This is a genomic window from Mycobacterium sp. BMJ-28, from assembly GCF_054404835.1.
Window position 1 is genome coordinate 4,820,099 of sequence record NZ_CM136783.1, and the last position, 18,962, is coordinate 4,839,060.

Annotated in this window: 15 protein-coding genes; 6 read left to right on the forward strand and 9 right to left on the reverse strand. The window is 68.1% G+C overall.

All coding sequences use genetic code 11. The features are described from left to right. The first annotated feature begins 9 nt into the window (after positions 1-9). The 3 genes from ACXPWS_RS23945 to nei2 all read left to right on the forward strand — a co-directional run bounded on the left by ACXPWS_RS23945 (position 10) and on the right by nei2 (position 5,832). Positions 10-4,506 (forward strand): ATP-dependent helicase, encoded by a 4,497-nt coding sequence (locus tag ACXPWS_RS23945; protein WP_458709038.1) that lies wholly within the window; start codon positions 10-12, stop codon positions 4,504-4,506. 80 nt (positions 4,507-4,586) lie between these two features. Then, a complete protein-coding gene (locus ACXPWS_RS23950; protein WP_458709039.1) occupies positions 4,587-5,072 on the forward strand; it encodes a DUF2834 domain-containing protein in 486 nt (161 codons plus the stop codon). A gap of 4 nt (positions 5,073-5,076) precedes the next feature. Further along, positions 5,077-5,832 carry an endonuclease VIII Nei2 gene (gene nei2 / locus ACXPWS_RS23955; RefSeq protein ID WP_458709040.1) on the forward strand — a complete coding sequence of 252 codons (756 nt, stop codon included), beginning with the start codon at positions 5,077-5,079 and terminating at the stop codon, positions 5,830-5,832. A 4-nt stretch (positions 5,833-5,836) separates the two neighbouring features. On the opposite strand, the gene ACXPWS_RS23960 is transcribed toward nei2, so the two are convergent. Together ACXPWS_RS23960 and ACXPWS_RS23965 are read right to left on the reverse strand one after the other, a co-directional pair. Continuing rightward, positions 5,837-6,931: a fatty acid desaturase family protein gene (locus ACXPWS_RS23960; RefSeq protein ID WP_458709041.1), complete on the reverse strand. Its 1,095-nt coding sequence runs from the start codon at positions 6,929-6,931 to the stop codon at positions 5,837-5,839. 38 nt (positions 6,932-6,969) lie between these two features. Further along, positions 6,970-8,037, reverse strand: coding sequence for a ferredoxin reductase (locus ACXPWS_RS23965; protein ID WP_458709042.1), 1,068 nt, complete (start codon positions 8,035-8,037; stop codon positions 6,970-6,972). Positions 8,038-8,193: 156 nt separating this feature from the next. On the opposite strand from ACXPWS_RS23965, the gene ACXPWS_RS23970 reads away from it, so the two are divergent. After that, on the forward strand, positions 8,194-8,886 hold the full coding sequence (locus ACXPWS_RS23970; protein ID WP_458709043.1) for a TetR family transcriptional regulator: 693 nt from the start codon (positions 8,194-8,196) through the stop codon (positions 8,884-8,886). Positions 8,887-8,937: 51 nt separating this feature from the next. Here the strand turns inward: ACXPWS_RS23970 and ACXPWS_RS23975 are convergent, their stop codons facing one another. Further along, positions 8,938-9,708: an SDR family NAD(P)-dependent oxidoreductase gene (locus ACXPWS_RS23975; RefSeq protein WP_458709044.1), complete on the reverse strand. Its 771-nt coding sequence runs from the start codon at positions 9,706-9,708 to the stop codon at positions 8,938-8,940. Between the two features lie 273 nt (positions 9,709-9,981). Here ACXPWS_RS23975 and ACXPWS_RS23980 point away from each other — a divergent pair, with 273 nt between their 5' ends. After that, a complete protein-coding gene (locus tag ACXPWS_RS23980) occupies positions 9,982-10,749 on the forward strand; it encodes an FkbM family methyltransferase (RefSeq protein ID WP_458709045.1) in 768 nt (255 codons plus the stop codon). A gap of 55 nt (positions 10,750-10,804) precedes the next feature. Here ACXPWS_RS23980 and ACXPWS_RS23985 read toward each other — a convergent pair whose 3' ends face one another. The 3 genes from ACXPWS_RS23985 to ACXPWS_RS23995 form a co-directional block, all read right to left on the reverse strand. Further along, positions 10,805-11,659 carry a pseudouridine synthase gene (locus ACXPWS_RS23985; RefSeq protein WP_458709046.1) on the reverse strand — a complete coding sequence of 285 codons (855 nt, stop codon included), beginning with the start codon at positions 11,657-11,659 and terminating at the stop codon, positions 10,805-10,807. Next, entirely contained in the window at positions 11,656-13,395 is a 1,740-nt protein-coding gene (locus ACXPWS_RS23990) for a glycerol-3-phosphate dehydrogenase/oxidase (RefSeq protein WP_458709047.1), read from the reverse strand. The genes ACXPWS_RS23985 and ACXPWS_RS23990 overlap by 4 nt, the downstream gene beginning before the upstream one ends. 114 nt (positions 13,396-13,509) lie before the next feature. Continuing rightward, entirely contained in the window at positions 13,510-14,925 is a 1,416-nt protein-coding gene (locus tag ACXPWS_RS23995; RefSeq protein ID WP_458709048.1) for an NAD(P)H-quinone dehydrogenase, read from the reverse strand. Between the two features lie 95 nt (positions 14,926-15,020). On the opposite strand from ACXPWS_RS23995, the gene ACXPWS_RS24000 reads away from it, so the two are divergent. Then, positions 15,021-15,494 (forward strand): gamma-glutamylcyclotransferase, encoded by a 474-nt coding sequence (locus ACXPWS_RS24000; RefSeq protein WP_458709049.1) that lies wholly within the window; start codon positions 15,021-15,023, stop codon positions 15,492-15,494. Between the two features lie 67 nt (positions 15,495-15,561). Here the strand turns inward: ACXPWS_RS24000 and ACXPWS_RS24005 are convergent, their stop codons facing one another. The 3 genes from ACXPWS_RS24005 to ACXPWS_RS24015 all read right to left on the reverse strand — a co-directional run bounded on the left by ACXPWS_RS24005 (position 15,562) and on the right by ACXPWS_RS24015 (position 18,962). Next, complete coding sequence (locus ACXPWS_RS24005; protein WP_458709050.1) at positions 15,562-16,449, reverse strand: hypothetical protein; 888 nt, start codon at positions 16,447-16,449, stop codon at positions 15,562-15,564. Positions 16,450-16,617: 168 nt separating this feature from the next. Then, positions 16,618-17,781, reverse strand: a complete 1,164-nt coding sequence (locus ACXPWS_RS24010) for a M20 family metallopeptidase (protein WP_458709051.1) — start codon at positions 17,779-17,781, stop codon at positions 16,618-16,620. After that, positions 17,778-18,962 (reverse strand): M20 family metallopeptidase, encoded by a 1,185-nt coding sequence (locus ACXPWS_RS24015; RefSeq protein WP_458709052.1) that lies wholly within the window; start codon positions 18,960-18,962, stop codon positions 17,778-17,780. The genes ACXPWS_RS24010 and ACXPWS_RS24015 overlap by 4 nt, the downstream gene beginning before the upstream one ends.

Here is an 18,962-nt window from a genome sequence, read left to right on the forward strand (position 1 = left end):
TATGGACTGATGGCGCCACCCGATCCGCTCGCCCGGTTCAGCGAACTGACCCGGCAGTGGTTCACGGCCACCTTCCCCGCCCCCACCGCCGCCCAGGCCCAGGCGTGGTCGGCGATCGCCGACGGCCGGCACACCCTGGTCATCGCACCCACCGGTTCGGGCAAGACGCTGGCGGCATTCCTCTGGGCCATCGACCGCCTCGCCGGGTCCGAGCCGGCGCCGGGCAACAAGGACAGCAAGGCCACCAGGGGCACCAAGGTGCTCTACGTCTCGCCGCTGAAAGCGCTGGCCGTCGACGTCGAGCGCAACCTGCGCACCCCGCTCACCGGCATCGCGCGGGTGGCCGAACGGCTCGGCGAGCCGGCCCCGGCCATCACCGTGGGCGTGCGTTCCGGGGACACCACCGCCAAACAGCGCCGCGACCTGATCGCCAAACCGCCCGACATCCTGATCACCACCCCGGAGTCGCTGTTCCTGATGCTGACCTCGGCGGCCCGGGACACGCTGGCCGCAGTCCAGACGGTGATCGTGGATGAGGTACATGCCGTAGCAGGCACCAAACGCGGTGCGCACCTGGCTCTTTCGCTGGAGCGTCTGGATGCGCTGCTGGACACGCCGGCCCAACGCATCGGGTTGTCGGCGACGGTCCGCCCGCCCGAGGAGGTGGCACGCTTCCTGTCCGGCAGTTCGCCCGCGACCATCGTCGCCCCGCCCGCCGACAAGACCTTCGACCTTCGGGTGCAGGTGCCGGTACCGGACATGGCCAACCTGGCCGACAACTCGATCTGGCCCGACGTCGAGGAACGCATCGTCGACCTGATCGAATCGCACCAGTCGTCCATCGTCTTCGCCAATTCCCGGCGGCTGGCCGAGCGGCTCACCTCACGGCTGAACGAGATTCACGCCGAACGCAGCGGTATCGAGCTGCCCGACGGTCACAACCCGAAGGTCGGCGGTGGCGCGCCGGCCCATGTGATGGCCAGTGGCCAGAGCTACGGCGCCCCCACCCTGCTCGCCCGGGCCCACCACGGCTCGGTGAGCAAGGAGCAGCGGGCCGAGGTGGAAGACGATCTGAAACGCGGGCGGCTCAAAGCCGTCGTCGCCACGTCCAGCCTGGAGTTGGGTATCGACATGGGCGCGGTGGACCTGGTCATCCAGGTGTCGTCGCCGCCCTCGGTGGCCAGTGGGTTGCAGCGCATCGGCCGGGCCGGCCACCAGGTCGGCGAGATATCCCAGGGCGTGCTGTTCCCCAACCATCGCACCGACCTGATCGACTGTGCCGTCACGGTGCAGCGGATGCAGGCCGGCGAGATCGAATCGATGAAGGTGCCTGCCAATCCGCTGGACATCCTGGCCCAGCACACCGTGGCCGCGGCGGCGCTCGAACCACTGGACACCGACGCCTGGTTCGACACCGTCCGGCGCAGTGCCCCGTTCGCGACGCTGCCGCGCAGCGTATTCGAGGCGACGCTGGACCTGTTGTCCGGTAAGTACCCGTCCACCGAATTCGCCGAACTGCGGCCGCGTCTGGTGTACGACCGGGACCACGGCACCCTCACCGCCAGGCCCGGAGCGCAACGGCTGGCCGTCACCTCCGGCGGCGCGATACCCGACCGCGGCATGTTCACGGTGTATCTGGCCACCGAAAAGCCTTCTCGAGTAGGCGAACTCGACGAAGAGATGGTGTACGAGTCGCGGCCGGGCGATGTGATTTCCCTCGGCGCGACCAGTTGGCGGATCACCGAGATCACCCATGACCGGGTGCTGGTGCTGCCCGCACCCGGGCAGCCGGCGCGGTTGCCGTTCTGGCGCGGCGACAGCGTGGGCCGGCCCGCCGAGCTGGGCGCCGCGGTGGGCAAGTTCACCGGCGAGCTGGCCGCGCTGGGCCGCGCCGATTTCGACGTGCGCTGCCGGGAAACGGGTTTCGACGATTTCGCCACCGACAACCTGTGGCAGCTGCTCGACGAACAGCGCCAGGCCACCGGCGTGGTGCCCACCGATGCCACCCTGGTGGTGGAGCGGTTCCACGACGAGCTGGGCGACTGGCGGCTCATCCTGCACTCCCCCTACGGGCTGCGGGTGCACGGTCCGCTGGCACTCGCGGTGTCGCGCCGCCTGCATGAGCGGTACGGCATCGACGAGAAGCCGACCGCCTCCGACGACGGCATCATCGTGCGCCTGCCCGACACCGACGAAAAGCCGCCGGGGGCAGATATTTTCGTCTTCGAGGCCGACGAGATCGAACCGATCGTCACCACCGAAGTGGGCGGGTCGGCGTTGTTCGCGTCCCGGTTCCGCGAATGCGCTGCCCGCGCCCTGCTGCTGCCCAGGCGGCATCCGGGCAAGCGGTCGCCGCTGTGGCATCAGCGCCAGCGTGCGGCGCAACTGCTCGACGTGGCCCGCAAATACCCCGACTTCCCCATCGTGCTGGAGACGGTGCGGGAATGCCTGCAGGACGTCTATGACGTGCCCGCGCTGACCGATCTGATGAGCCGCATCGCACAGCGCCGCATCCGGTTGGTCGACGTCGAGACCACCGCTCCTTCCCCCTTCGCGGCGTCGGTGCTGTTCGGTTACGTCGGTGCCTTCATGTACGAGGGCGACAGCCCGCTGGCCGAACGCCGGGCCGCGGCACTGTCCCTGGACAGTGTGCTGCTGGCCGAACTGCTGGGCCGGGTGGAACTACGGGACCTGCTCGACCCCGAGGTCCTGGCGTCGACCACCAGGCAACTGCAGCACCTCGACGCCGACCGGGCAGCCCGCGACGCCGAGGGGATCGCCGACCTGCTGCGTCTGCTCGGCCCGCTCACCGAAGAAGAATTGAAAGCCCGGTGCGCCACGGCGGACATCGGCGGCTGGCTGGAAGGGCTGCGCACCGCGCGCCGGGTGCTGACGGCGACGTTCGCAGGGGCAACCTGGTGGGTGCCCATCGAGGACATCGGTCTGTTGCGGGACGGCGTCGGGGTGGCGGTGCCCGTCGGGATACCGCTGACATTCCTGGAATCCGCCGACGACCCGCTGGGTGAGCTGCTGGGTCGCTACGCCCGCACCCGCGGCCCGTTCAGCACCGACGACGCCGCGGCCCGGTTCGGCCTCGGCCTACGGGTGACCGCCGACGTGCTGGGCCGCCTCGCGGGTGACGGCAAACTGGTGCGCGGCGAGTTCAGCGATTCCGGCGGTGAACAGTGGTGTGACGCAGTTGTTCTGAAGATCCTGCGGCGGCGCTCGCTGGCCGCGCTGCGGGCCGCGGTGGAGCCGGTCAGCACCGCCGCCTACGGGCGGTTCCTGCCGGCCTGGCAGCACGTCGGATCGACGCACAACCGCGGCGTCGACGGGCTGGCCGCGGTGATCGACCAGCTGGCCGGGGTGGCGCTGCCGGCCTCGGCGGTCGAATCCCTGGTGCTGCCACCACGGGTCGCCGACTACCAGCCGGCGATGCTCGACGAACTGTTGGCCTCCGGTGAGGTGATCTGGTCCGGGGCCGGCCAGATCGGGACCGCCGACGGCTGGGTGGCCTTCCACCTTGCCGACTCGGCGCCGCTGACCCTGCCCGCACCCGCCGAGATTGAACTCACCGACACGCACCGCGCCGTTCTGGACACGCTGTCGGCCGGTGGCGCGTACTTCTTCCGCCAACTTGCCGGCGACGGGCAAGAGAGCGCCTTCACGGCCGCGCTGTGGGAGTTGATCTGGGCCGGCTCGATCACCGGCGACACGTTCGCCCCGGTGCGTGCGGTACTGCACGGTTCGCGCCGGGCTCCGGCCCACCGGCAGCGTCAGCGCCCGCCGAAGCTGAGTCGGTACCGGATCGCCCATCCCGCGCCGCGTACCGACCCGAAGGTCTCCGGCCGCTGGTCGGCCTTGCCCGTCCCGGAAACCGACTCCACCGTGCGCACCCACTTCCAGGCCGAACTGCTCCTGAGCCGGCATGGCGTGCTGACCCGCGGGGCCACCGAGGGACTGCCCGGCGGGTTCGCCATGCTCTACAAGGTCCTCACCGCTTTCGAGGATGCGGGGCGTTGTCAACGCGGCTATTTCATCGAGTCGCTGGGTGGTGCCCAATTCGCCTCGGCCTCGACGGTCGACCGGCTGCGCAGCTACCTGGACGGTGTCGACCCGCAGCGCCCCGAATGGCATGCGGTGGTGCTGGCCGCGACGGACCCGGCCAACCCGTACGGCGCCGCGCTGCCGTGGCCCGGCCATGGCGATTTCCGGCCGGGCCGCAAGGCGGGTGCCCTGGTGGTGCTGGTCGACGGCCGCCTGGTGTGGTTCCTGGAGCGGGGTGGACGCAGCCTGTTGAGCTTCGGCGCCGAACCCGGCGCGCAGCAGGCGGCTGCCGGCGCACTGGCCGATTTGGTGCGTCAACACCGGGTGGCCTCACTGCTGGTCGAGCGGGTCAACGGGGTACCCGTGCTGGAGCCCGCCGACGATGAACGCACGGTGGTGCACTCGGCCCTGACCGAAGCCGGTTTCGCCCGCACACCGCGGGGATTGCGGCTGCGCTGACGGGGCCGCCGCATCGGCGCCCGCCTCGAATAAACGGCAAATTTGACAAAACCTGACGCCGGCCGGGACATACTGGCGGCATGGTCTCGCTCGCCGTTCACCTGATACTCGGATTCGCCGTCATCGCGTGGATCGTCAACGCCAATCGCGAAATCTTCGCCCGACCGGCCACCGGCCCCGCCGTCTCAGCACTGGAGGCGACGTTCTACGTCGTCGGCATCGCCGCCACCGTCCTCGGCTACTACTTCAACTACCGCTACGTCGCCGAGTACGCCACCCCGTCGAGCAATCCGATCTGGGGCCCGGGCAGCTGGCAGGAATTCATCAAGCTCGGATACACCAACCCGGCGGCCAGTTCGGCCAGCCAGGACTACACCATCATCAACGTCATCCTGCTGCCCCTGTTCACCGTCGTCGACGGGTACCGGCGCGGAATCAGCCGCCCGTGGCTGTTCTTCGTGTCGAGCTTGTTCACCAGTTGCGCCTTCGCCTACGCGTTCTACTTCGCCACCCTGGATCGTCAGCACCGCCACCAGAAGGCGCGCGCGCAGGTCGGTGTTCAATGAAGATATGCCCGAAGGTGACACCGTCTTCCACACCGCCGCCAAGCTGAGGCAGGCCCTGGAAGGAAAGACGTTGACCCGCTGCGATATCCGGGTTCCACGGTATGCGACGGTGGATCTGAGCGGTCAGGTGGTCGACGAGGTGCTCAGCCGCGGCAAGCACCTGTTCATCCGGGTCGGCGCGGCCAGCATTCACTCCCATCTCAAGATGGACGGCAGTTGGCGGATCGGTCCGGGCCGGGTGGAACCGCACCGGATCCGCATCGTGCTGGGCACCGCCGACGGCCTGGCCACCGGTATCGACCTCGGCGTGCTGGAGGTGCTGGAGCGCAGCCACGACCAGGACGTGGTCGCCCATCTGGGACCGGACCTGCTCGGCAGGGACTGGGACCCACGGCTCGCCGCGGCCAACCTCGCCGCCGAGCCCGGCCGCGCACTGTCCGAGGCGTTGCTGGATCAGCGGGTGATGGCCGGTGTGGGCAACGTGTACGCCAACGAGCTGTGTTTCGTGTTCGGCCGCAGACCCACCGCCGAGGTCGGCACCATCAAGGATCCGCTGCGCCTGGTGCAGCGCGCCCGGGACATGTTGTGGCTCAACCGCTCCCGTTCCAACCGGTGCACCACCGGCGATACTCGCCGGGGTCAGCAGGTGTGGGTCTACGGACGGGCCGGCGAACCGTGTCGCCGCTGCGGCACCCCTATCGAGGTGGACCGCAGCGGCGACCGGATCAGTTTCTGGTGCCCGAATTGTCAGGCGGCGTAAGCGATCAGCGGCCGGGCAGGGCCAGCCGGCAGATCTTCTTGATCACCGAGAAGAACTGCTTGGGCAGCGGCCCGCTGTTGTAGGGCAGACCGTAGCGCTGGCAGATCTCCTTGACCTCACCGGAGATCCCGGCATAGCGGTGCGCCGGAATGTCCGGGAACAGGTGATGCTCGATCTGGAAGGACAGGTTGCCGCTGAAGATGTGGAACCACTTTCCACCGGTGAGGTTCGCCGAACCCAACAGCTGCCGGTAGTACCACTGACCGCGCGTCTCGGCCTTGGTCTCTTCGACGGTGAACTCGTGGGTGCCCTCCGGGAAATGCCCGCAGAAGATGATCATGTACGACCACACGTTGCGCATCAGGTTGGCGGTCATGTTGCCCGTGAAGACGAACGGCGCAAACGGTCCGGCCAGCAAGGGGAAGGCCACGTAGTCCTTCACGGTCTGCTTCCTGACCTTGGCCCACATCTCGGTGAGCATGTCCTTCTTGTCGCGCAGCTTGATCTCACCGGAACGGATGCGCTCGGTCTCCAGCTCGTGCAGCGCGACGCCGTACTGGAAGAAGACCATCAGCAGGAAGGCGTAGACCGGGTTACCCAGGTAGTAGGGGTGCCACTTCTGGTCCTCACTCATCCGCAGCACGCCGTAGCCGATGTCGCGGTCCAGGTCGACGATGTTGGTGTAGGTGTGGTGCATGTAGTTGTGCGAGTGCCGCCACTGGTTGGACGGGCAGGCCGAATCCCATTCGAAGTTCTGGCCGCGCAACGCCGGATCGCCCATCCAGTCGTACTGGCCGTGCATGACGTTGTGGCCGATCTCCATGTTGTCCAAGATCTTGGACAGGCCCAACATCACGGTGCCGATCGGCCACGCCGGCGGCAGGAACAGCAGCGCACGGCCGCCGACCTCGAGGCCGCGCTGCCACTTGATGATCTGACGGATATAGGTGGCGTCGCGCTCACCCAGATCGGCGAGGGCGCGGTCGCGGATCGCGTCGAGTTCGGCTCCGAACGCATCTGCCTGTTCGGGAGTCAGAGCGTACTTGGACGAGCTCCGGGAAGCGGTTGTAGAGCTACGGGGCAATTCGAGCGTTGTCATTGCTGAGCCTTTCGCGTAGTCGGTTTGTTCTAGAGGTCTTAGAGATCCACGGCGACGTCACCCACGGGGGCGGTCACGCAGAGTTGGATGTCTTCGCAGTCGTCGGTGGACACCGCGCCGGTGAGCAGGTTGCGCACCGCGCCACGGCTCTTGAACCGGGTGCAGCTGTGGCAGATGCCCATTCGGCAGCCGCTCTCCGGGGACAGCCCCGCCGCTTCGGCCTGCTCCAGCAGCGTCTGGCCGCTGTCGGCCACCTCGACGCCGCTGCCGGTGAAGGCGATGGTGCCCCCGGTGGCTTCGGCAGGCACGGTGAACACCGGCGGCAGGAAGCTCTCCGAGTGCGCGTCGGGACGCAGGTCGCGAACCGCCTCGACGAGCGCGGGCGGACCGCATACGAACACCGCATCGGGTTCGGCCATGGCGGCCGCCAGGTGGTGCGGGGCGAAGTAGCCGTCCAGATCGGCGTTGTGGTCGTCACGGGTATAGCCGTGCAGCACCCGCACACCGGGCATGCTGTCCAGTTCGTCGCGGTAGCAGGCCTCCTCGGCCGAGCGGGCGTAGTGCACGAAGGCAATCTCGGCGGTGCTGCCTTCGGCTTTGAGCGTGCGCAGCATGGACAGCACCGGGGTGATGCCGCTGCCGCCGGAGACGAACAGGATCCGGCCGGGGCGCTGCGCCGGCATGACGAAATCTCCGCCGACGGCGTCGAGTCCGACCACCAGACCCGGCTTGGCGTGCGTGCACAGGTAGGTCGACACCAGGCCGCCGTCGTGCAAACCAATGGTCAGCTCGATGAGGCGCCCACCTTCGGCATTGGCCGGCGAATAGCAGCGGGTGCGCCTGCGCCCGTCGATCTCGACGGAGAGGTTGATGTGCTGGCCCGCCGTGAAGCCGGCGAAGACCTGGTTGGGCTCCAGCGTCAAGGTGACGCTGCGCGGCGTCTGGCGCCGGACGGACACAACCGTGGCCCGGGCCGCGCCCTTGATCCACGCCGCATCGACAATCTCGGTGTACCGGTCGACGCCGTGAGGTCCGGTGAGCAGATCCAGCAGCGGCGACCGGAGCACCCGATCCCTCAGCTTGTGCGTCAATGTTTCGGTGAACATATGTACACTCTGGGCGTGTAAGACTGGCACGGTCAAGGAAAACAAGCAGGTTGTGATGGGCATAACATAGTGAACGTTCGTACTCTCAATTCACTAACAGTTGACAACGCGACGACGGAGGAAGTGGACCGCCATCCGGTTGTACGCTCCTTGGTTGTGGATAGCGACGCTCCGAAGTCCCGCTCCGGGCGGTCAAGCCGCTCAGGACGGTCGCGTTCGCGGGACACCTTGTCGCGCGACGAGCGCAAAGAGGTCACCCGCCGGGCGATCGTCGCGGCGGCCCTGCACCTGCTGGAAGAGGGCAGTTTCACCGGCCTGAGCCTGCGGGAGGTGACCCGCGAGGCGGGCATCGTGCCGGCCGCCTTCTACCGGCATTTCGACTCGATGGAAGCGCTGGGCCTGGTCCTGATCGACGAGTCGTTCCGATCACTGCGCGACATGCTGCGCGGCGCCCGCGCCGGAAAGCTCGACCCCAACCACGTCATCGACTCGTCAGCCGAGATCCTCATCGCGAGTATCAGCGAACGCCGCGAGCATTGGCGGTTCATCACCCGGGAACGCGCCAGCGGCGTGGCCGTGCTGCGTTATGCGATCCGCACCGAGATCCGTTTGATCACTTCGGAACTCGCGATCGACCTGGCTCGCTTCCCGGCGCTGAAGGAGTGGAGCAGCGAGGACCTCAACATCCTGGCCAACCTGTTCGTCAACGCCATGATCTCGATCGCCGAGACCACCGAGGACGCCGCCGACCCGTCGGCGCTGCAGGAGATCAAACGGATCGCCGTCAAACAGATGCGGATGATCGCCGTCGGAGTGAGGGGCTGGCGCAGCACCGACCGGTCGGCGTGACACAACGCCGGACCCGAGACGGCCAAGCCGACCTCGGCACCGCGACAACGCTCAACGCGGTGTACCGCCGCCGTCGACGATGACGACCTGACCGGTGATGTAGCTGCCGGCCTGCGAACACAACAGCAGTGCGGCGCCGACCATTTCATCCGGGGCGGCCAACCGGCGCATCAGGGTGTTCGCCGTCATGGCCTCGATCGCCTCCTGCGGATTGTTGCGCATCATGTCGGTGTCCACCGGCCCGGGCGCGATCGCATTGACACGGATTCCCCGTGGCGCGAACTCGGCCGCCATCGACCGGGTCACCGACATCAGCGCCGCCTTGCCCGAGGCGTAGATGGACAAGGTGGGCGCGAAATTGAACGCGCCCACCGACACCATGTTCAGCACCGCGGCCGCCGAGCTCCGCTCGAGATAGGGCAACGCGTGCTGAACGAGAAACACCGGCCCCTGCAGGTTCACCGAGTACGACTTGTTCCAGGCGTCCACCGTCATCGATCCGATCGGTTGCGCCAGTGCATTCGCCGCATTGTTGACCACCACGTCGATCCCGCCGAACTCTGCCACCGTTCGTTCGACCAGGACCGCCAGATCATCGACGTTGCCCGAGTGGGCGGGCACACCGATCGCCTGGCCCCCCAGGCCCCGCAGATGCGCCGCGGCCGACGCGCACGCCTGCGGTTTCCGGCTGGCCACCACCACGCGTGCGCCGGCCAGAACGAATCCCTCCGCCAAGGCGAGCCCGATCCCCCGGGTTCCACCGGTGACCACCACGGTGCGATCGGACATGTCGAACAACGCGTCGAATCCACTGCGATCCATGTCGGTCAGTAGACCAGATCCGACCAGCTCATCCGGGCCGGGATCGGCCGAATTAGGTCGCTGGCAAATGCGTAGGTTTAGCGCGACATGGGTACTTACGTGCATACTTTGGGGAGAACATCGTCAGCCACGATGGAGACGGTCACACCCGCTCGCCCGAGACCAACGACGGCCCCGGCAAGTAATTGACGACCTTGACAGCTATTGTAAGCGCGCACTACGAGGAACTTCGGGCCTTGCTGTTCAGCGCGCCCCCGTACGACGGAGGTGAAGATGCAGGTTGCTGGACGCAAGGTCGGCAAAATCGCCACTGCGTTGGTGCAACGCAGGCACTACGTCGCAGCCCGCAACATGCTGCGGCTGTACGACCACCCAGCCCGCATGTTCGCCCGCTACCTCGCCGGGACCGGGGAGTACCCGTACACCGTGCGGTTGCGCACCCCGCAGTCCTGGCTGGCGCTGCGGCTCAACTCGGCGCATGACCTGCTGACCGTCAACGAGATCTTCTGCCGTGACGACTATCACGCCGACGGCTCCGATGAGGTGATCGTCGACTTCGGCTCCAATATCGGCATCTCCGCCGCCTATTTCCTGACCCGGACCCCCACGGCGTTCGCCTACCTTTTCGAGCCGCTGCCGTCCAACGTGGCCAAGCTCAAGGACAATCTGCACCCCTTCGAAGGGCGCTATGAACTACGCGAGCTCGCCGTCGGCGTGAGCGACGGCGAGGTCGAGTTCGGCTGGGAGGACACCGGCCGGTACGGCGGCGTGGACGCACACCTGGAGCACTCGATCACCGTGACATGTGTCAATTCGCAGACCGTGCTGAAGGAGATCATCGGCAAGCACGGCCGCATCGACATCCTCAAGATCGACATCGAGGGACTGGAAGCCCAAGTCATCGACAACATCCCGCCGTCGCTCGCCCGCAATATCAACAAGCTTTACGTCGAATACGTCTTCGACACGAATCCGCTGGCCGAGACCCATGATCTCAAGCAATACGGTGACATTGCGCAATTCGTTCGCAAGGCGAACTGAAAACGGTCGCACCACATGAATTCCGGACCACGCAGCGAACTATTTATTCGCGTCGTCAATTGCCCAGAACTCGGCGGCTGACAAACGTCCGGCACGCGCCGGAATACGGGTCGTCGAACTCCAACCGGTGGGCGATCAGCTGCAGCGGCCGGGAGAAGTCCGCCGGGTCCACCCGCTGTACCTCTGGATAGAGCGAATCGTGCTCGATCGGTATGCCGATCGAGCACAACTGCACCCGCAATTGATGGGTCCGGCCGGTGCGCGGGGTGAGCCGGTAGACACCATCCCCGAGTGCTTCGACATAGGTCTCGGCATTCGGTTCACCCGGCTCCTCGAAGGCCTGTAATCGGCTGCGCTGCTTGATGATCCGGCTCCTCAGCAGGGCAGGCAGGGCCACCGTCGGCGTGCCGGCGGCCCGCGCCAGGTACGTCTTGCGCACCCGCCCCTCGGCGAACATGCCCTGATAGGCGCCACGCACCTGCCGACGCGCCGTGAACAGCAGCACCCCGGCCGTCAACCGGTCCAGCCGGTGCGCGGGACTGAGCTCCGGCAGGTCGAGTTCGCGGCGCAACCGCACCAGCGCGGTCTGCACGACATGCCCGCCGCGCGGCATGGTGGCCAAGAAATGCGGTTTGTCGACCACCACGATGTCGTCGTCGCGGTGCAGGATCGGCATCTCGAACGGCACCGGCACCTCGTCGGGCAGGTCCCGGTACAAATACACCGTCGCCCCGGCGGGCAGCACGGTGGACGCATCCGCCACCGTTCCGTCGGCGCAGAACACTTCCCCGGCAAGCACTTTGGCTCCACCGCCGAACCGCGCCTCCAACTCGTCGCGCAGGTTTCCACCAAGGACCCGCAGCCGCGAAGGGCCGATACCGTCGTAGCCGGGCCGGCCCGATGGAATCAATTGAGCGGCACCGGTTCCAGGATCTCGGCCCGCGCCTCGGGCGCAGCGGCCCGCAACGCATCGGCGGACTCGTCGTCGGGCTGGGTCTGCGACCGCACTTCGGCCGACACCCTGGCCAGATAGGTCTGCACCTCGCGGTCGACCTGCTCAGGACTCCAACCCAGCACGGGGGCGACGATCTCGGCAACCTCGGCCGCGCAATCCACGCCCCGGTGCGGGTACTCGATGGAAATCCGCATCCGGCGGGCCAGGATGTCCTCCAGGTGCATGGCGCCTTCGGCCGCGGCCGCGTACACCGCTTCCACCTTCAGGTACACCGGGGCGGCTGTGATGGGTTCCAGCAGTTCGGGTTTGGTGTCGGCCATGGCCAGCACCTCACCGATCAGCGAGCCGTAGCGGTCCAGCAGATGCCGCACCCGGTACGGGTGCAGGCCATAATGCTTGCCTACGTGCTCGGTCTGGTTCACCAGGGCGAAGTAGCCTTCGGCGCCCACCAGCGGCACCTTCTCGGTGATCGACGGCGCCACCCTGGTCGGGACGAATTCGGCTGCGGCGTCGATCGCGTCGGCACCCATCACCCGGTAGGTGGTGTACTTGCCGCCGGCGATGGACACCAACCCCGGCGACGGCACCGCCACGGCGTGCTCGCGGGACAGCTTGGAGGTCTCCTCGCTCTCCCCCGCCAGCAGCGGCCGCAGCCCGGCGTACACGCCGTCGATGTCATCGTGTGTCAGCGGTGTGGCCAGCACGGTGTTGACGGTGGCGAGGATGTAGTCGATATCGGCCTTGGTGGCGGCCGGATGCGCCAGGTCCAGATTCCAGTCGGTGTCGGTGGTGCCGATGATCCAGTGCGTGCCCCACGGAATGACGAACAGCACCGACTTCTCGGTGCGCAGGATGATCGCCACCTCGCTGACGACGCGGTCGCGGGGCACCACGATGTGCACGCCCTTGGATGCCCGCACCCGGAACCGGCCGCGCTCCTTGGACAGCGCCTGGATCTCGTCGGTCCACACCCCGGTGGCGTTCACCACGACGTGCCCGCACACCTCGGTCACGGCGCCGTTCTCGGTGTCGCGCACCTTGACCCCGGTGACGCGGTCACCTTCCCGCAGCAGCGCCACGACCTGGGTGGAGGTCCGCACCACCGCGCCGTAATGGGCCGCGGTGCGCGCCACCGTCATGGTGTGCCGGGCATCGTCGACGACGGTGTCGTAGTAGCGGATACCGCCGATGAGCGAGCTGCGCTTGAGTCCGGGAGCTAGCCTCAGCGCCCCCGCCTTGAGCAGATGTTTTTGCGCCGGAACGGATTTCGCGCCGCCGAGCTGATCGTAAAGGAAGATGCCGGCGGCCACATACGGCCGCTCCCACCAGCGTTTGGTCAGTGGGAACAGGAACGGCAGCGGCTTGACCAGATGCGGCGCCAGCGTCGTCAGCGACAACTCGCGCTCGTGCAGCGCCTCCCGGACCAGGCCGAATTCCAGCTGTTCCAGATACCGCAGGCCGCCGTGGAACATCTTGGAGCTGCGACTCGACGTGCCGGAGGCGAAGTCGCGGGCCTCGACCAGGGCCACCCGCAGACCGCGCGTCGCGGCATCCAGGGCCGCGCCCGCGCCGACCACGCCGCCACCGATGACCACGACGTCGAACTGTTCGCTGCCGAGCCGCTGCCAGGCCGTCGCACGCTGGTCGGGCCCGAGCTGCGCTTGACCATTGCCAGAGATCTGGTCATTCACGCCGGAGACTCCTCGTGGTTACTGGTGGGTAGCAGTTGCCGGTTCCGAGCCTACGTCGCGCGCGGCGATGGCGTGCGTGCTCAGTGCGGTGAACTCGCCTTTAGTCCAGGTCGGCTAATCGAGATCATCGTGGGCCATCAGCCGGCGTGCCGCTTCCACGATCGACCCGGACAGCGACGGGTACACCGACAGCGTCTGCGCCAGGTCACCCACCGAGATCCGGTTCTGCACGGCCAGCGCGATCGGCAGGATCAACTCGGAGGCGATCGGTGCGACCACCACCCCGCCGATCACCACGCCGGTGGCGGGGCGGCAGAAGATCTTGACGAAACCGCGGCGCAGCAGCGACATCTTCGCCCTGGCGTTGGTGGTCAGCGGCAACATCAACGTGCGGGCCGGGACGGTGCCGTCGTCGATCTTGGTCTGGGGCACCCCGACCGCGGCGATCTCCGGCCGGGTGAACACGGCGGCGGCCACGGTACGCAGTCGGATGGGCGTCACCCCTTCGCCGAGCGCGTGGTACATCGCGATGCGGCCCTGCATGGCGGCCACCGACGCCAGCGGCAGCAGGCCGGTGCAGTCCCCCGCCGCGTAGATGCCCGGGGCCGTCGTCCGCGACACCCGGTCCACCGTCAGGTAATTTCCCTGCCCGAGTTCGATACCGGCCTTCTCCAGACCCAGGCCACCGGTGTTGGGCACCGACCCGACGGTCATCAGGGCGTGGCTGCCCTCGACGGTGCGCCCGTCGGCCAGGCTGACCTTGATTCCGCGGTCGGTCCGGACCACCGAATCGGCCCTGGCGTTCTTCACCAGCGAGACCCCGCGCTCGGAGAACGCCTCCTCCAGCACGGCCGCGGCGTCGGAATCCTCGTGCGGCAGGATCTGGTCGCGGCTGGCCACCACGGTGACCTTCACGCCCAGCTCGGTGTAGGCGCTGCAGAACTCCGCGCCGGTCACGCCAGAGCCGACGATCACCAGGTGCTCGGGCAGCTCGGTGAGTTCGTAGAGCTGGCGCCAGTTCAGGATGCGTTCGCCGTCCGGGACCGCGTTCGGCAGCACCCGCGGGGTGGCGCCGGTGGCGATCAGCACCACGTCGGCCTTGAGCACGCCGACCTTGCCATCGGGCGTGGACACCTTGATCCGGTGATGTGCCATGCCCGGCACGCTGTCGACCAGCTCGCCGCGACCTTTGACCACGTTCACCCCGGCGTTGAGCAGGGTGGCGCCGATATCGGCGGATTGCGACCTGGCCAGCGTCTTGACCCGGTTGTGGATCTGCCCGAGCGAGATCTTGGCGTCCTCGATGGCGATATCGAAGCCCAGTCCGTTGGCCCGGCGCAGCTCGGTGCGCACGCCCGTCGACGCGATGAAGGTCTTGGACGGCACACAGTCGAACAGGACGCAGGCACCGCCGATCCCGTCACTGTCGACGACGGTGACCTGGACCACGTCCGGGCCGCGGGAGGCGGCAACCAGGGCTGCCTCGTAGCCGGCGGGTCCGCCGCCGATGATCACGATGCGGGTGGGCACGGTGATAAACGTAGTGGGTCACTGCGCTCGGGCCCACCGCAGGCGATTCACCGGGTCGCTTCGCTCCCGCCCGCCGGACCGCCTAAAGTTGGCCCGTGCCGCTCTACGCCGCCTACGGGTCAAACATGCATCCGGAGCAGATGCTTGCGCGCGCCCCGCATTCCCCGGTGGCCGGCACCGGCTGGCTGAACGGATGGCGCCTGACCTTCGGCGGCGAGGACTTCGGCTGGGAGGGGGCCTTGGCCACCCTGGTCGAGGACCCGGCCGAGAAGGTCTTTGTGGTGCTCTACGACATGACCAAAGAGGACGAAGCCAATCTGGACCGCTGGGAAGGCTCCGAGTTGGGCTTCCACAAGAAGATCCGCTGCCGGGTGGACCGGCTGTCCTCGGACACCACCACCGACCCTGTGCTCGCCTGGCTCTACGTCGTCGACGCCTGGGAGGGTGGCCTGCCGTCGGCGCGCTACCTCGGGGTGATGGCCGAAGCAGCGGAGATCGCCGGCGCCCCGGCCGAGTACGTGCACGACCTGCGCACCCGGCCCGCCGCGAACGTCGGCCCCGGCACCTAGCCCGCTTTCCCGCGAGCGTGCGGGTCTGCACACCGACACGCCGTAATCCGTGGCGCTGAGCGCACGCTCACGCCGCCCGAGCGCGACACAATTGCCTGTCTATCCGCGCCACCAATTCGACGTAGCGAAACCGGACGTCCTCGAACAGGATGGGCACCACGGTCCACCCGACGTCCTGGACGGCGGCCAGCCGTCGCCGGTCGCGTCGCAACTCCTCGGGCCCGCTGTGCCAATCCACGCCCTCGTATTCGGCGGCCACCCGCACATCCGGCCAAGCGAAGTCGAACCAGCGACGGTCCCCGTTCCCATCGATGATCTCGTGCTGCAACGCCGGAACGGGCAGCCCGCCGTCGATCATCACCAGACGGGCCTCGCTCTCCATGGGTGACTCCGAACGGCCGTCCGCCCACGGGATCAGCGCCCGGACATCGACGATCCCGCGCCGTCCGGCTTGCGCCAGCGCCGCTCGCCACAAGTCGGTGCGGTTGCAGGTACCGCTGCGCAGGGCGGCGTCCAGCGTCGCCAGGGCACGCGGGCGCCGCAGCGAGCGAGCCACCTCCACCGCCGTCCAGTTCGCCTCGGTGGCGGGCCGGCCCGCGACGTCGACCACCGGCGCTCCCTCGCGGCGGTGCACCACCAGCCCGTCCGCCGATCGGAGCTGTCCCTGTTGCGGATTGAGCACGTGCAGGTCCTCGGCGTGCTCGGTGTCGAAGCCGTACCGCGCGGCCGCCGTGCCGAGGCAGACCGCCACCGGCGCCGCGGTCATCAGGTCCAGCCCGCGCAGACGCAGGTCCTCAGTGGCTTCGCCGTACGCGTAGATGCCTTGCCACAGCCGGTCGAACACCCCGGTGCGGACCGCCGCCTCGAAGGCCCGGCGCGGCATGTGCGACAGCAGTTGTGCACTGGTTGCCACCCCACCTTGGCGGTCCAGCAGCTGGATCAACTCCGTATGCATGTCCACGATCGTCGACGCCCGATACGCCACCGGGGTAGACCCAATCGCCGGGCTGTGGATAACCGAGCGTTCACTGCACCTTCGCGACGCGTGAGCGTGCACGGACTGCCACAAGTTACGGCGTGTCGGTGTGCAGACCCGCACGCTCGCGGCAGGGGGGGGTGAGGACTAGGCGGAGTTCTCCACCAGGTTCACCATCACCCGGACGCCGACCTCCAGCGCCCGCTCGTCGAGATCGAAGGTCGGCTGGTGCAGGTCGAGTTGCGGCCCGCGACCGGACCACACGCCCAGGCGTGCCATCGCGCCGGGCACCTCTTCCAGGTACCAGGAGAAGTCCTCACCGCCACCGGACTGGTGGGTGTCGGCCAGTGCGTCCGGGCCGAGCATCTCGATGGCGTGGGTGAGGATGCGGGTCGAGGTCTCCTCGTTGACCACCGGCGGCACACCGCGGCGGTAATTCACCGCGTGCTGCACCTGCAATGGCGCCAGTAACGACGAAACAGTCTCCTGGACAAGAGATTCCAGCGTGAGCCAGGTCTCCCGGCTGGCGGTGCGGATGGTGCCGGCCAGCGTCCCGGTCTGCGGGATGGCATTGGCCGCCACCCCGGCGTTGACCGCACCCCACACCATGACCGTGCTCAACCGCGGGTCGATCCGGCGCGACAGCACCCCAGGCAACCCGGTGATCAGGGTGCCCAGCGCGTACACCAGATCCCCGGTCAGGTGCGGGCGCGAAGTGTGCCCGCCCGGTGAATGCAGGGTGATCTCGATCGAGTCCGCCGCCGAGGTGATCGGCCCGGGCCGGGTGGCCACCTTGCCGACCTCCAGGCGCGGATCACAGTGCAGCGCGAAGATCCGCGAGACTCCGGACACCGCGCCGGCGGCGACGGCGTCGATGGCCCCGCCTGGCATCAGTTCCTCGGCGGGCTGGAAGATCAGCCGCACGCCGACGGGAAGCTCGGGCGCGGACGCCAGCGCCAGCCCGGTACCGAGCAGCACCGAGGTGTGCGCGTCATGCCCGCAGGCGTGGGCCACTCCGGGCACCACCGAGGCGAACGGCAGACCGGTGCGCTCGGCCATCGGCAGCGCGTCCATATCGGCGCGCAACGCCACCCTGGTCCCGTGGTCGGGACCGAAGTCACAGGTCAGACCGGTACCACCGGGCAGCACCTTGGGATTGAGCCCCGCGTCGGCCAGCCGGTTGGCGACGAAGTCGGTGGTGGCGAATTCCTGCCTGCCGAGTTCGGGATGGGTGTGGATGTGCCTGCGCCAGGCCACCAGGTCGCCGCGGTGGGCGCCAAGCCATGCCTCGGTGTGCTCACGAAGACTCATGAGGCCCTCCGCCGGGCCGCGGCGGTGAGTACCCGGTCGCGTTCGACGGGATCCTGGGCCAGCGCAACGACGGTGCGGGCCAACATGATTGCGCCCTCCACCACGGCCTTGTCGGCCGACGGGCCCGCCGCGGCCACCGTGAACTCCGGCTGGTGGATCGACGCGCCGCCGGCGTCCACCCCCACCACCGGATGGATGCCCGGCATCATCTGCGTGACGTTGCCCATATCGGTGCTGCCCAGCGGCAGTGCCACTTCGAGCTCCTTGGTCACGGGTGTGCGCCCGAATCGCAGCATCTCGGCGCGGAACACCTCCGACAGGTACACATCCGGCGCCAGCGCGTCGTAGGCCGGGGCCGTCTCGGCCACGGTGTGCTCACAACCGGTGGCCACCGCCCCGGCGGCGAAACACCCCGCCATCCGTTCCTCCAGTTCGTGCAGTGACTCCATGGTGGTCGCGCGCATGGTGTAACGCAGTTCGGTGTGCGCCGGAATGATATTGCTGGCCTGGCCGCCCTCGGCGACCAGGCCGTGCACCATCTGCCCGGGCACCAACTGCTGGCGCAGCAGCCCGATCGCCACCTGCGCCACGGTGAGTGCGTCGCCGGCGTTGATGCCCAGATACGGCGCGACGGCGGCGTGCGATTCGCGCCCGGTGTACCTGACGGCCACCTCGGACAATGCCAGTGAGCGGGCCGCCGCGATATCGATCGGACCCGGGTGCAGCATCACCGTCACCGCGATGTCGTCGAAGGTTCCGGCATTGAGCAGCAATACTTTTCCGCCGCCGGTTTCCTCGGCGGGGGTACCCACCAACACGACGGTCAGGCCGAGGTCGTCGGCCACGTCGGCGAGAGCCAACGCGGTCCCGACCGCCGAGGCGGCGATGATGTTGTGCCCGCAGGCATGCCCGATACCCGGCAGCGCGTCGTATTCCGCGCAGATCCCGACGACCAGCGGGCCGCTGCCGTACTCCGCCCGGAACGCGGTCTTGAGCCCGCCGGGGGCGGCCGTCACGGCGAACCCGCGTTCGGCCGCCAGCGCCTGGGTCTTGGCGCAGCTACGGTGCTCCTCGAACGCCAGCTCGGGCTCGGCGTGGATCGCGTGGGACAGCTCGACCAGATCGCCGCGACGCCGGTTGACGGCGTCCTCGACACTCGACAAGGCGGCGACCGTTGGCAT